Source organism: Indioceanicola profundi, assembly GCF_003568845.1.
Taxonomy (GTDB): Bacteria; Pseudomonadota; Alphaproteobacteria; order Azospirillales; family Azospirillaceae; genus Indioceanicola; species Indioceanicola profundi.
The window spans coordinates 1093894-1107920 of the sequence record NZ_CP030126.1 but is presented as its reverse complement, the minus strand read 5'-3'; the positions used below and the strand labels follow the sequence as shown (position 1 = coordinate 1107920).

General features: G+C 65.5%; 14 protein-coding genes. 11 read left to right on the top strand and 3 right to left on the bottom strand.

Translation table 11 applies throughout. From position 1 onward, the window contains the following. Positions 1–56 precede the first annotated feature (56 nt). From DOL89_RS05215 to DOL89_RS05170, 10 genes are all read left to right on the top strand, one after another. Entirely contained in the window at positions 57–926 is an 870-nt protein-coding gene (locus DOL89_RS05215) for a YicC/YloC family endoribonuclease (RefSeq protein ID WP_119680260.1), read from the top strand. Positions 927–984: 58 nt separating this feature from the next. Further along, entirely contained in the window at positions 985–1653 is a 669-nt protein-coding gene (gene gmk / locus DOL89_RS05210) for a guanylate kinase (protein WP_119680259.1), read from the top strand. 102 nt (positions 1654–1755) lie between these two features. Further along, positions 1756–2409, top strand: coding sequence for an HAD hydrolase-like protein (locus tag DOL89_RS05205; protein WP_119678184.1), 654 nt, complete (start codon positions 1756–1758; stop codon positions 2407–2409). A gap of 139 nt (positions 2410–2548) precedes the next feature. Next, positions 2549–4072 (top strand): hypothetical protein, encoded by a 1524-nt coding sequence (locus DOL89_RS05200; protein ID WP_162937342.1) that lies wholly within the window; start codon positions 2549–2551, stop codon positions 4070–4072. Positions 4073–4249: 177 nt separating this feature from the next. Continuing rightward, a complete protein-coding gene (gene radA / locus DOL89_RS05195; RefSeq protein ID WP_119678182.1) occupies positions 4250–5644 on the top strand; it encodes a DNA repair protein RadA in 1395 nt (464 codons plus the stop codon). A gap of 2 nt (positions 5645–5646) precedes the next feature. Next, the gene (locus DOL89_RS05190; protein ID WP_119678181.1) at positions 5647–6336 is read left to right on the top strand and encodes a CvpA family protein; all 690 of its coding nucleotides are present in this window, start codon (positions 5647–5649) and stop codon (positions 6334–6336) included. Positions 6337–6378: 42 nt separating this feature from the next. Further along, positions 6379–7830, top strand: a complete 1452-nt coding sequence (gene purF, locus DOL89_RS05185) for an amidophosphoribosyltransferase (RefSeq protein ID WP_119678180.1) — start codon at positions 6379–6381, stop codon at positions 7828–7830. Positions 7831–7992: 162 nt separating this feature from the next. Then, positions 7993–8712 (top strand): SDR family NAD(P)-dependent oxidoreductase, encoded by a 720-nt coding sequence (locus tag DOL89_RS05180; protein WP_119678179.1) that lies wholly within the window; start codon positions 7993–7995, stop codon positions 8710–8712. 402 nt (positions 8713–9114) lie between these two features. Then, positions 9115–9504 (top strand): response regulator, encoded by a 390-nt coding sequence (locus DOL89_RS05175; RefSeq protein WP_119678178.1) that lies wholly within the window; start codon positions 9115–9117, stop codon positions 9502–9504. 147 nt (positions 9505–9651) lie between these two features. Next, positions 9652–10047, top strand: a complete 396-nt coding sequence (locus DOL89_RS05170) for a DUF6491 family protein (RefSeq protein ID WP_162937341.1) — start codon at positions 9652–9654, stop codon at positions 10045–10047. A 27-nt stretch (positions 10048–10074) separates the two neighbouring features. Here DOL89_RS05170 and DOL89_RS05165 read toward each other — a convergent pair whose 3' ends face one another. Next, positions 10075–10587 (bottom strand): GNAT family N-acetyltransferase, encoded by a 513-nt coding sequence (locus DOL89_RS05165; RefSeq protein WP_119678176.1) that lies wholly within the window; start codon positions 10585–10587, stop codon positions 10075–10077. 130 nt (positions 10588–10717) lie between these two features. On the opposite strand from DOL89_RS05165, the gene gor reads away from it, so the two are divergent. After that, positions 10718–12100: a glutathione-disulfide reductase gene (gor, locus tag DOL89_RS05160; RefSeq protein ID WP_119678175.1), complete on the top strand. Its 1383-nt coding sequence runs from the start codon at positions 10718–10720 to the stop codon at positions 12098–12100. Between the two features lie 62 nt (positions 12101–12162). On the opposite strand, the gene DOL89_RS05155 is transcribed toward gor, so the two are convergent. Together DOL89_RS05155 and DOL89_RS05150 are read right to left on the bottom strand one after the other, a co-directional pair. Continuing rightward, positions 12163–12924 (bottom strand): SapC family protein, encoded by a 762-nt coding sequence (locus DOL89_RS05155; protein WP_119678174.1) that lies wholly within the window; start codon positions 12922–12924, stop codon positions 12163–12165. 110 nt (positions 12925–13034) lie between these two features. Continuing rightward, entirely contained in the window at positions 13035–14024 is a 990-nt protein-coding gene (locus tag DOL89_RS05150; protein WP_225889900.1) for a DNA topoisomerase IB, read from the bottom strand. Between the last annotated feature and the right edge of the window lie 3 nt (positions 14025–14027).

Genomic DNA, 14027 nt, shown 5'->3' with positions numbered 1-14027 from the left:
TGCCCGCCAACACATCCCCCCGTTCCGCCAATTCCGCCGGCAGCGCAATCGCCAGCATGACGGGCTTCGCCCGTGCTGACGGCTCTGCCCCCTCCGTCCACTGGACGGTCGAGATCAAGAGCGTGAACGGACGGGCCCTGGATGTGCGCTGCCGGATGCCGCCCGGCTTTGATTCGGTAGAGGGCGCGGCCCGCGCCGAAGTGGGGAAGCTGATCCGCCGCGGTAGCGTAAACATCGCCCTGAACGTCACCCGGACAAGCCAGACGCAGGCCCTGCGCCTGAACCGCGACCTTCTGCGCGACGTGCTGGCCCTGGCTCGTGAGATCGAGGGCGAAGGCGCTGCCCCGCCCCGGCTGGATGCCCTGCTGGCGGTGCGCGGCATCATCGAACCCGAGGAGCAGGCCGAGACGGAGGAAGCGCGCGCGGAGCTGGAAGCCGCCATCGCCGTCACCGTGGGACGCGCGGTCGCCGATCTGGCCGCCGCACGTCTGGCCGAAGGCATGCATCTGCGCGACGTGCTGTTGGCCCACCTGGATCAGATCGCCCGCCTGACCGATGCCGCCGCTGGCACCGCCGCCCTGCAGCCGGAGACGCTGCGGGCCAAGCTGCGCAACCAGCTCGCCGCCTTGACGGAAGCCGTTCCCGCATTGTCGGAGGAGCGGCTGGCCCAGGAGGCCGCCCTGCTGATCGCCAAGGCCGATGTCCGGGAAGAACTGGACCGGCTGCGCGCCCATATCTCCCAGGCAAAGGGGCTGCTGACGGAAGGGGGGGCGGTCGGACGACGGCTGGACTTCCTCTGCCAGGAGTTCAACCGCGAGGCCAATACCCTCTGCTCCAAGTCCGCGGACGTTGAGCTGACCCGCGTCGGGCTGGAGTTGAAAGCCACGATCGAGCAGTTCAGGGAGCAGGTGCAGAACATCGAGTAATTCACTGCCGCGAAAAGAGTTGTTGCCGATTATGCTGACCATGACCCGGACGCCCGACATGACCGACGCCACCGCCACCGCGCCTGAACAGTTCCCGGATGACATCCACCGCCGCGGCCTGATGCTGGTGCTGTCCTCTCCGTCCGGCGCCGGCAAGACCACCATCTCCCGCCGTATGCTGGAGTTGGACGGAAACCTGTCCATGTCAGTGTCGGTCACCACCCGTTCCAAGCGGCCGGGCGAGGTGCATGGGCGCGACTATTTCTTCATCGATCCCACCGAGTTCAACCTGATGGTCAACCGGCGGGAGCTGCTGGAGCATGCCAAGGTGTTCGGCAACTACTATGGCACGCCGAAGAGCGCGGTGGAGAACGCCCTGAAGGCGGGCAAGGACGTGCTGTTCGACATCGACTGGCAGGGCACCCAGCAGCTTTCCGAATCCGCCCGCGACGATCTGGTCAGCATCTTCATCCTGCCGCCGGGCGCCCGCGAGCTGGAGCGCCGCCTGACCACCCGCGCGCAGGACTCGGCGGAGGAGATCGCCCGTCGCATGGCCAAGGCGAATGACGAGATGAGCCACTGGTTCGAGTATGACTATGTCATCGTGAACCGGGATGTGGACCGCTCTGTCGAACAGGTCCGCGCCATCCTGACTGCGGAGCGGCTGAAGCGCCGCCGTCAGGTCGGCTTGGCGGAGTTCGTGCGCGGGCTCCAGTCCGGGCTCTGACACCGGCCACGGCAGGCATGCGGGGTACCGCCGCCCAAGCGGTTGTGCAGCGCGGCGATCCTGGATAGACAGGCGGACGCACTCGACAGATTTCCGTCCGCCATGCCCACCCGCCTCGTCATTTTCGACTTCGACGGAACGCTGGCCGACAGCATTCCCTGGTTCCGCACGGTCCTGAACCAAGTCGCCGTCCGGTTCAACTTCCGCCAACTCGGCCATGAGGAAATGGAGGAGGTCCGGAGGCTGGGAAGCAGGGAAATCCTGGCGCGTGTAAACGTGCCGATGTGGAAGCTGCCCATGATCGCGGCCCACATGCGCCGCCGCATGGCGGAGGAGATCGGCCAGATCCGCCTGTTCCCTGGCGTGGACGACATGTTCCGGCAGCTGCATGCCGATGGAATCCGCATCGCCATCGTGAGTTCCAACAGCGCGTCCAATGTGCGCCGTGTCCTGGGTCCCGAGCTTGTGCCGCTGGTGAGCCACTTCGGCTGCGGCAGCTCCCTGTTCGGCAAGGTGCCGCACATCCGGAAATGTCTGGTTTCAACCGGCATTCCCGCATCCGAGGCACTGTGCGTCGGGGACGAGGTGCGCGACCTGGACGCGGCTCGCAAGGCCGGCGTGGCGGCCGCCGGTGTGACCTGGGGCTACGCCCATCCCAGCACGCTCCAGGCCCATGGCGCTCCGATCCTGTTCACAAATCTGGACGAAATTCCCAGACTGCTGACCAGCGGCGCCGAGGCAGTCCGCTCCGTTTAAGGGAAATTACCGTACGTTGAACGAAGCCGACCCGCGGGCATTCGGCGGCATGGACGTGCGCAGCTAGTCTCCTGTAAGCTTATGCTTGTGCGCGAAAAAATCGCCACAACTCAGAATAAGAATGCTTCAGGGGGCCTACGTGCATCGTGTTTACTTCCGGGCGGGAAGCCTTTTCGCCGCCCTCCTGGTTCTTGCCGCCTGCTCCTCCGAGGATCAGGTCGTTTCCGCTACCGAAGAGGGCGCGGCCCGGATTGTCGCCGGGATCAAGGAGCATATGGACATCTATCTGGCCGACACGCCGGAAGTGGATTTCCAGTGGGTCGGGGAAGTTACCGCCGTTCCGGCAGGGGATCATTACGAAGTGACCCTTCCGGCAGTCGGAGCGGTTATCGATGGGGGCCGATTTGATATCGGTCAGGTAAAGCTGACGGTAATCGCCAATGCCGACGGAACCTACCGGTTCGACGCCAAGCTCCCGCCGGAGATGACCGCCTCCGACTATGACGGAATCGAAATCGCCCGTCTCTCGATCGGCGGTCAATCTCATACCGGACTCTGGCTTCCTGCCTGGTCCACGTCCCTGGACTACAAGTTTGCGTATGACAAGGTCTCCATCGATATCCAGCCGCCCGGCGAGGACAAGGTGCGGATCGATATCGGTCGCCTCGCTGGCGTCTCAAGCACCACGCCGACCAAGGGCGATCTGCTCGACGTGAAGTCGCACTTCGAAGCCGCCGACTTCAGTGTCTCGGCCCCGGATGGCGCACTGAGCGTGAAATCCAACCGGATTGAATCGGCGATGAACAGCATCGATGTCGGTCGGTTCATGGGCGCCTTGGAGGAACTCCAGCAGTTCCAGGCGAAACATACTGTTGCCGGGCTTTCAGGCGTGGCGGGCCCCGAGGCCAAGAAGCAGGTCCTGGCGCTCATGGAAGACCTGATCACCAGCTATGGTGAAGGTCTGAGTTTAGATTGGTCGGTCAAGGGCATCGCCCTGGACGGGAATGGCAAGCGGATGACCCTCGACGGGTTGACCCTGGGGATGAATACCGTCAATGGCTCCCTGGGCAGCATGGGCGTGCGCTTCGGGCTGGACGGATTTGGCATGGACCCTGCGCCGCTTCCGGGGGAACTCCTGCCTACCCGATTCGCCATGGATCTTCAGGCCGGCAACCTTCCAGTCAAGGAAGTCTGGGCAAATTTCGTCCGTCTGATGGAGTTGCAGGACGAGTCCGGGAGCATCGACCCGAAAATGCAGGCCCTGATCGGACAGGACATGGTCGCCGCCTTATCGGCCGCGACCAGCGAGTTGCGATTGCAGAACTTCTCGATCGCCAGCGCGACAAGCGCCCTGGACGCCTCCGGCGGACTGACGGTCTCCAAGGAGGCCGCGATGGGAATGACCGCGGATTATACGCTGGTCGTGCGTGACATGGGCTCCGTTACTAAGGCCCTTTCCCCCGCGGCCGGCCAGCAGCCGGATCAGAAGATGACGGGCGCACTGATGTTCCTCGGCATGCTGCAGGGGATGGGACGAGCCGGCGCTGCGGAAGACGGCGTGCAGACTCTGACCTACGACATCAAGATCGCGCCGGACGGTAATATCCTGCTCAACGGCAATGACCTGTCGGCCCTGATGGGAGCGATGGGCGGGGCGCGTTGAGGGTATAGCGCGGGCCGCTCCCCCGGGATGCGGCCCGCTTTTTCGGGCAGAGGAGCCAGCCGGGCTAGGCTCTTTTGCAGGTCCGCGTATGTTGCAATCGTGTTATGAACCCCTGCGAAGGCTAGGCAGATCGCGCTATATACCGACTGCTTTCTGCCCTCCGGGAGTCCGCGACCTTTGGCCCGTTCGTCCACCCGCTATGTCTGCCAGTCCTGCGGCGCCGCGCATCCGAAGTGGAGCGGCAAGTGCGACGCATGCAACGAGTGGAACACCCTCGTCGAGGAGCAGGTCGAGTCGGCGCCGAAGGGGCTTGGCCCCAGCCGAAGCTCCGGCCGCCGTGTCGAGTTCGTTCCCCTGTCAGGTGTCAGCAAGGACGCGCCGCGCCGTCTTTCCCACATTGGGGAATTCGACCGTGTCTGCGGCGGCGGTCTGGTCAATGGTTCCGCCCTGCTGGTCGGCGGCGATCCGGGCATCGGCAAATCCACGCTTCTTCTCCAGGCGCTGTGCCGCCTGTCCCAGCATACCCGTTGCGCCTACGTCTCCGGCGAAGAGGCGGTGGACCAGGTGCGCATGCGCGCCTCCCGCCTGGGCCTTGCCAATGCGCCCGTTGAGCTGGCGGCGGCCACTTCGGTGCGCGACATTGTAGCCTCGCTGGACGTGGCCGACGGCCCCCAGATCGCCGTCATCGACTCGATCCAGACCATGTATGTCGACACGCTGGATTCGGCCCCCGGCACCGTTGCCCAGGTCCGCGCCAGCGCGTCCGAGCTGATCCGGGTGGCGAAGCGCCGGGGCATCACCCTGCTGATCGTGGGCCACGTCACCAAGGACGGCCAGATCGCCGGCCCGCGCGTGCTGGAGCACATGGTCGATACCGTGCTCTATTTCGAAGGGGAGCGCGGACACCATTTCCGCATCCTGCGCGCCGTCAAGAACCGCTTTGGTCCCACCGATGAGATCGGCGTGTTCGAGATGGGCGAGGAAGGGCTGGTCGAAGTCACGAACCCGTCCGAGCTGTTCCTGGCCGACCGTCGCGGCGACATCACCGGAACGGCCGTCTTCGCGGGGCTGGAAGGCACCCGTCCGGTTCTGGTCGAGGTGCAGGCACTGGTCGCCCCCTCTCCGCTAGGCACGCCGCGCCGGGCCGTGGTCGGCTGGGACGCGTCCCGCCTCGCCATGGTCATGGCAGTGCTGGAGGCGCGTTGCGGGTTGGCAATCGGGGCCAATGACGTGTACCTGAATGTCGCCGGCGGCCTCCGGGTGACGGAGCCGGCGGCCGATCTGGCCGTGGCGGCCGCCCTTGTCTCTTCCCTGACGGGGGAGCCTGTGCCCCATGATGCCGTTGTATTCGGGGAAATCGGGCTGTCGGGGGAGATCCGGGCCGTGAGCCAGACGGACCAGCGCCTGAAAGAGGCCGCGAAGCTGGGCTTCAGCCGCGTGCTGATGCCGGCCCGGCGGGGCCGTAGCGCTTCACGCGGCGACGACGGGCTGAAGCGGATCGAGCTGGATAATCTCGGAGACCTGCTGCCGCTGTTCCAGCCGACACGCCAGATGGCGAAGGGCCGGGGGTAGACATGGGGGAGAGCAGTTTCAATCCCATCGATCTGGCCGTCATCGCCGTTATCGCCATATCGGCGCTTCTGGCTTTTGCGCGCGGATTCGTCCGCGAGGTTCTGTCCATCGCCGGCTGGGTCGGAGCGGCCTTCGTCACCCTGTACAGCTTTCCCGTCGCGGCCCAGTATTCCCGGGATTTCATCGAGAGCCGCATGGTCGCGGATGCTGTGGCGGCGATCGGGGTATTCGTCGTTGCCCTGATCCTGTTCTCCATCGTGACGCACATGATCTCGGAACGGGTGCAGGACAGTTCCCTTTCGGCCATCGACCGATCCCTGGGCGTCGTCTTCGGCGTCTTCCGGGGGGCCGTGGTCGTTAGCTTAGCGTACATGTTCGCGGTTTATCTTTGGGCCGACGACCAGCCGGCGCTGTTGGCGCAGGCGCGGACCAAGCCCATGATGGTCGCCGGGTCAGATGCGATCCGGGAACTGCTTCCGAGCGACATGAGCGCTGCGGAGCGGGAGGCGGAGCGGCTGCGCCGGGAGGCGGAGCGCGCACTGGACCTGGAGAACGCAACCAATCCCCGCCCAGCCGCCGGCTCGGGCCGGCCGGATACGGATCGCGGTTACGCCCCGCAGGAGCGTGGGCAGTTCGAGCAGTTGATTCGAACGACACCGACCAACGAACCCCCTCCTCCTTCGCGGGATTGAGGGCCGATGACACCGAGTGCCACTGGCGAAAGGCGCACGCCCATGTTGACGACCCACCCTTTCGACGATGACAAGCTCCGCGAGGAGTGCGGCGTCTTCGGCATCCTCGGTCCCCAGGACGCGGCGGCGCTTGCGGCGCTCGGCCTTCATGCCCTGCAGCATCGCGGGCAGGAGGCGGCCGGCATCGTCAGCTTCGACGGCGACTTCCATGCCCACCGTTCGATGGGGCAGGTCGGCGACATCTTCGGCAGCGAGCAGGTGATGCGGACGCTGAAGGGCGATGCCGCCATCGGCCATGTCCGCTACGCCACCACCGGCGAAACGGCGCTGCGCAATGTCCAGCCGCTCTATGCCGAGTTCGAGTTCGGCGGCTTCGCGGTCGCCCATAACGGCAATCTGACGAACGCGCTGCAGCTCCGCCGCCAGCTCGTCCGGCGCGGCTGCCTGTTCCAATCCACCACCGATACCGAAGTCATCATCCACCTGATGGCGACCTCGCGCGGCGGCAGCGTCATCGACCGGCTGGTGGAAGCCGTCCGGCAGGTGGAGGGCGCCTACTCCCTGGTCTGCCTCGCCAAAGACATGGTGATCGGCGTCCGCGACCCGCTGGGCGTCCGTCCGCTGGTGCTGGGCATGCTGGGCGACGCGCCGGTGCTGGCCAGCGAGACGGTGGCGCTCGACATCATCGGGGCGGATTTCGTCCGTGATATCGAGCCGGGCGAGATGGTCGTTCTGGACAAGAAGAACGGCGTCACCAGCCTGCGTCCCTTCACGCCCCAGGGCACGCGCTTCTGTGTGTTCGAGTTCATCTACTTCGCCCGCCCCGACAGCTTCGTCGAGGGTCACTCGGTCTATGATGTCCGCAAGAAGATCGGCGCAGAACTGGCACGGGAAAGCCATGTCGATGCGGACCTGATCATCCCAGTCCCGGACTCGGGCGTGCCGGCGGCGCTGGGCTATGCGGAGGAGAGCAGGATCCCCTTCGATCTCGGCATCATCCGTAACCACTATGTCGGCCGCACCTTCATCCAGCCCACGGACAAGATCCGTCACCTGGGGGTGAAGCTGAAGCACAATGCGAACCGCCACTTCATTGAGGGCAAGCGCGTCGTTCTGGTGGACGATTCCATTGTGCGCGGCACCACCTCGGTCAAGATCGTGGAGATGATGCGGCAGGCCGGCGCCAAGGAGGTGCATATGCGCATCTCCAGCCCGCCGACGAACAATTCCTGCTTCTACGGCATTGATACGCCGGAGAAGGAGAAGCTGCTGGCGCATAAGAACACGGTCGAGCAGATGCGTGAGTACATCAAGGCCGACAGCCTTGCCTTTATCTCCCTGGATGGGCTCTACAAGGCGCTGGGCCATGCCAAGCGCGATGGCGACATCCCCCAGTACTGCGACGCCTGCTTCACGGGCGACTATCCCATCGCCCTGACCGACTACGATGCCGGCCGGGCGGAAGTATCCTATCTGGCTGAGCGTCGGGCCTAGGCCATTCCGGCAGGCGATCGGCGCTCCCGGACCTTCCGGCATCGGGAGCGCCCATCCGCGATGATGGCGGAGCCGGAACGGTTGCGCCGCGACCATTCTGCCTTTGCGTCGGTCGCCGCCTTCGGTTAATCCAGCCTACCTTTTCCAGTCAGGTTGCAGATCATGACCACCTCCGCCCCCCGCCTCACCGGCCGCGTCGCCCTCGTTACCGGCGCCTCCCGCGGGATCGGGGCCGCGGTCGCGGAGGCCCTGGCCGCCGAGGGTGCGCATGTGGTGCTGATGGCCCGTACCGTCGGCGGGCTGGAGGAAGTCGACGACCGCATCCGGGCGGCCGGCGGCAGCGCCACGCTGATCCCCCAGGATCTGACCGATGTCGCCAAGCTGGACGGGCTGGGTCCTGCCCTGTTCGAGCGCTTCAAGCGGATGGACATCCTGGTGGCCGCCGCCGCGCACCTCGGCGTGGTCGGGCCGATGGCGCACGCCAATCCCAAGGAGTGGGACCGGAGCTTTGCGGTTGGCGTCACCGCCACCATGCGCTTGGTCCGCACGCTCGACCCGCTTCTGCGCGGGTCAGACGCCGGCCGTGCCGTGTTCCTGACCGACCGCGTCGGCCATGAGCCGACTGCCTACTGGAACGGCTATGCCGCGGCGAAGGCGGCGCTGGAGATGATGGCCCGGACCTATGCCGCGGAGACCCTGAAGACGAACCTCCGCGTCAATCTGGTCGATCCCGGCCCGGTCGCCACGGCCCTGCGGGCCAAGGCCTTCCCAGGGGAGAATCCGGAGACCCTGCGGCAGCCGGCCGATGTCGCGCCTGCCATCGCGGCGCTGACACTGCCGGAGTACCAGGAGCATGGCGGACTGATCCGGCTTCAGGGCTGACCGGAAGCAAAAAGAAATTTGCCTGCGTGATTGCCGTCACAGTTCGCGGCGGGATACCGGGCTAGCTTCCCTTCACCACTGGTTCCCCGCCGGTGGCCGGACGGACAATCTCCCCGCATACCCCGCCCGTCCGAATTGAGTACGGCCCGCCCGGTCCCCGCCCGGCGGGCCGTTTTCTTGTGGTCCTAGCCGGTTTATGCCCCGTTGCCGCTCGGTCTATGACCAGGGCTGTCCGGTCGAGCCATCCCGATAGAGGTTACGATTCCGGGTAACGCCGGCCGCCACTCCGCCTGCCCCTTCGGAGCTTCGCCGAATGCACAAGTGACGGGACTAGGGCCGTTCGTGACACTCACCCTCAGTCGGGGGTCCGCTGCGGACCGCCCAAAAGGACGGAGGAGCCCCATGCAAGAACAGCCCCGGGTTCTCATTGTCGAAGACGATGCCATGACGGCCCTGCTGCTCTCCAACGTGATGACGGAGATGGGATGCGAGGTGATCGGCCTTGCCTCGACCGGACCGCGCGGCGTCGCCCTGGCCGATTACCACCGGCCGGACCTGGCGCTGGTCGACGTCAAGCTCGCCAAGGGTACTGACGGCTTCGCCGCCGCGCGTCAGATGCGCCGGGAGTTGAAGCTGGACGTCGTTCTTGTCTCCGGCACGCAGCCGGAGGATCTGGACGGTCAGGACGACGACCTGCCCCTGGTGCGCAAGCCGTTCGACACCATGCAGATCAAGACCGCGGTGCGCCGCATGCTGGAACGCAAGGCGTCCCCCGAAGTGGCGCTCTGCTGATCAGCTGGAAATCTGAATGGATGATGGGCGGCGCCCGGCCCTCCCCCCGAAAATGGGGTGGGATCGGACGCCGCCCTTGCTATGCCGCAATCCTCCGGCATTGTTTCCGGCAGATGGGGAGAGTTCCGGAAAGCGGGAGGGAGACTCGTGGCCAAGCCCTCGAGATCAGCGATATGTGCCGCGGTTCTGTTGGCGGCGGTGCTACTGGCGGCGGGGCCAGTAGCGGCGCAGGACCGCGCGGAAGGGAAGCCAAGGATTCCGCCGAAGGAACAGCTCGGCCGCGGCAATGACTGCACCTATGCCCGCTCGATCGACGACTGGGAGGCCGTGGACCGGGACCACATCATCATCAAGGGAATGGGCCGGGAGGAATATCTGGTCCAATTCTCCGGCGCCTGCATCGCCAATCCCCGGTTCGAGCACGAAATCGGCGTGGTGTCGCGGGACAGCCGCCTCTGCCCCTATGGCGGGGACGCGCTGATCATCGGCGGAGAGCGCTGCACCATCCTGAACATCTGGCAGCTTCCCCAGAAGGACGAGTAAGCCAGGGAACGGCGTCGTCGGCCGGGATCAGCTTTCCGGGCCGCTGAGAAGGTAGCGGCGCACCGGAACCCCGTCCTCCATCACCACCGCGTCCAGGCGAAAGCCCAGCCGTTCAACGATCCGACAGGACCGATGATTCGCCTCGTCGACGGTGGCGAGGACAAGCGGGAAGCGGAACTGCTCACGCGCCAGCCGCACGAGCGCGAGCGCGATGCGGCTGCCAAGCCCGCCGCCCCATCGCGCCTTCTCGAATCCATAGATGATCTCCGGCACAGGCTCCGCACCCGGCGGGACAAATCCGGCCCAACCGAACAGCCGGTCATCGGCCGGATCGCCCAGCGCGAAGGTCCCATATCCGTGGGCCACATAATTAGCCAAGGACCGCTCGATCCAGAGATCGACCAGCGCTGGCGTCAGGGTGCTGCCGTCACCGACATGACGGACCACGTCCGGATCGGACGTCACCGTCAGCAGATCCTCAGCATCCGACCTGCGCAGGTGGCGCAGGCGAAACCCCGCCTCCTCATGCAGCACCGTCATGCCAGCCCGGCCTCCGATCCGTGCGCGGTATCACAGAGCCGCGCGGGTGCGGCGATGAGTATCGTAGGGGTGGACCCTCGGCAAGGGCTGGGGCACAACAGGCCCGGACCAGTGGCAGGAGAGCAGGATCATGGCGCGCTACGACTACGACCTCTTCGTGATCGGTGCCGGCTCCGGCGGCGTGCGGGCGGCCCGGATCGCGGGCCAGTACGGCGCCCGCGTGGCTGTGGCCGAGGAACGGTATTTTGGCGGCACCTGCGTCAATGTCGGCTGCGTGCCCAAGAAGTTCCTCGTCTTCGGTGCAAGCTACGCTCACGACTTCGAGGATGCGGCCGGCTACGGCTGGTCGGTGGGCGAGCGGTCGTTCGACTGGCAGACCCTGATCGCCAACAAGGACCGGGAAATCCAGCGCCTGAACGGCATCTACCGCCGCCTGCTGGAGGGGGCCGGTGTCACCATCTTCGAGGGACGCGCCCGCCTGGGTGAAGAGCCCCACAGCGTCGTCGTGAACGGCCAGACCGTGACGGCGGAACGGATTCTGATCGCCACCGGCGGCTGGCCGGAGCTGCCGAGCGAGCCGGGCGCGAAGGAATATGGCATCACCTCCAACGAGGTCTTCCACCTGGATCGCTTTCCCCGCCGTGTCATCATCGCCGGCGGCGGCTATATCGCGACCGAGTTCGCCAGTATCTTCAACGGGCTTGGCGCGGAGGTGACGCAGCTCTACCGCGGCCATCAGATCCTGCGCGGCTTCGACCGGGATGTGCGCGAGTTCGTATCGGAGGAGCTGGTAAAGACCGGCATCAACATCCGCTACAACACCATCATCAGCCGGATCGAGAAAGCTGGCGATTGCCTGATGGCCAGCCTGTCCGACGAGCGGCAATTGGAAGTCGATGCGGTGATCTACGCCATCGGCCGGGTTCCCATGAGCCGCGGGCTGGGGCTGGAAGAAGCCGGGGTGGAGATGGACAAGGGCGGCGCCATCAAGGTGAACGATCAGTACCAGACCAGCGTGCCGCACATCTATGCGCTGGGCGACGTCACCAACCGCGTGAACCTGACACCCGTGGCGCTGGCCGAGGGCCACGTTCTGGCCGACCGGTTGTTCGGCGGCAGGGAGGAACGGGATGTGAACTACGACAACATACCGACAGCCGTTTTCTCCATCCCGCCGGTCGCTACCTGTGGCCTGACCGAGGAGGAAGCGCGCGCCCGCTTCGGGAACGTCGATGTCTACCGCTCCAACTTCAAGCCGATGCGGCACACCCTGTCCGGTCGCGACCAGCGGACCATGATGAAGCTGGTGGTGGAGCGGGAGAGCCAGCGGGTCGTCGGCGTCCACATGGTGGGCGCCGATACGCCGGAGATGATCCAGGGCATTGCCGTAGCCATGAATGCCGGAGCCACCAAGCAGGTCTTCGACCGTACCATCGGCCTGCATCCCACGGCGGCCGAGGAGTTCGTGACCATGCGGACCAAAGCGCCGGAACCTGCCGGCGACGAGGACTGAGCCGGAAAGCAGAAGGGCCGGCCCCATCGCTGGAGCCGGCCCCTTTCATTCAGAACGAAGGCTCAGTCGTTCGCCGCAACGCGCTCACCCGCCAGACGCAGCAGGTTGTTCCAGCGGCTGAGCGACAGCAGGTGGGCATAGATAATCCCCACCCAGTTCTTCCGACGCCAGGCGATGAAGACCTCGTCCGGCAGCTCGTTCAGCTTCTGCTCATCCACGATGCGGAAGCCGGAAAGGGCGATCTGCTTCCGGTCGGGCGTCATCAGGTCGGCGCGCTGGTCGATCAGCAGCCCGCGGTCGTTCAGCTCCTTGCAGAAGGCCTGGGTCTGCTCGACGGAACGGTTGAAGGCCATGCAGTAGTTCATCACTTCCTGGCCGTGCTTGCTGCCCTGTCCGTTCTCGAACAGCGGATGGTCGCCATCCTGGGCGACGACATTGCTGTCCTCTTCCATCACCAGGATCATGCGGTCGTCCTGGGGCACGGGCACGAGCATGAAGGGATAGCGCGTGAGATAAGCAGGGATCGGCCAGCCCGGCTCGAAGCTGCCGTCCTTGTTCACCACAAGGCTTTCCTCGGGGCGCAGTCCCAGCAGCGCCACCAGGGCGGGGTTGTCGCCCGGCGTGAAGACCAGCGGATAATGGCCGGAGAGCAGCGGGATCTCGTCCAGCACCGCGGGAACCGCATGGGCCGAGGCCGCGTAGGAGTAGTTGCGCTTCTGCCGGATCTTGAGGTCCTTGTGACGCTCGAGAGTCACCGGGGTGGGCCGCTTGTACAGCAGCGGCATGGCGGGCGGCGCGCCGGCGGCGACGGCTTCGTCGGTCATTGATCGGGTCCCAGACTGGAGGTTGCCAGTATTGCGCTTCGGCAAGCCGGTCGGGGTAACCCGCCGGTCGCAGGCCGAAGCGCCTCAACTGCCGGAACCGTACAGTCCTGTCAATGCCGGATGGCCTGCTGTGCCTCACTTGTCCCTGCTCTGGTGCGACCGGACCGCTTCCTGACCTCACGGCGAAGCCGCGTTTCCAGGAAGCAGAGCACAGCCGTCTCCTCCGGCGACAAGCCGGCCAGATCTTCCCGCAGTTCTCGCTCCACCTCCGCCTTCACCTGCTCGATCAGGCTGCCGTCCATGTAGGAGTTCAACACCTCCGGATGGACGTAGCAGCGTCGGCAGACTGCCGGCGTATTGCCCAGGCGCGATGAGACCGTTCGGATCGCCTGGGTCAGGTTCCGCTTGCGCGCCGTCTGGCTGTCCACCTTCTCGAATTCCTGGAGTGCGAACGCTGCCAGGACGGTTCCGGCCCAGGTGCGGAAGTCCTTGGCGCTGAATTCCTCGCCGGCGATGGCATGGATATATTCGTTCACGTCCTGCGAGCTGATGGAGTGGCGGTTGCCCTCCTCGTCAAGATATTGGAAAAGACGCTGACCCGGCACGTCCTGGCAGTCCTTCACCAGCTTCGCCAGACGTCTGTCCTTGAGCTGCAGGTTCCAGGTCTTCCCGCTTTTTCCACGGAACTCGAACCGCACCTTCCCGCCTTCGACCTCCACATGCTGGTCGCGGAGCGTGGTCAGGCCGAAGCTCTTGTTCTCCTTCGCGTAGATGTCGTTTCCGACCCGGATCATGGTGGTGTCCAGCAGCTTCACCACGCAGGCCAGCACCTTCTCGCGAGGAAGACCCCGGCGGCGCATGTCCGAATCCACCCGTCGCCGGATTTCCGGCAATGCGCGGGAGAAGGCCAGGATGCGGTGGTACTTGTCGGCGTCGCGCTGTTCGATCCAGCGGGGATGGTAGCGGTACTGCTTGCGCCCGCGCGCATCCCGCCCCGTTGCCTGGATATGTCCGTGCGGGTCCGGACATATCCAGACATCTGTATATGCCGGCGGGATGGCAAGGCTCCTGATCCGGGCGAGCGTCTGCTCGTCTCTCACGGG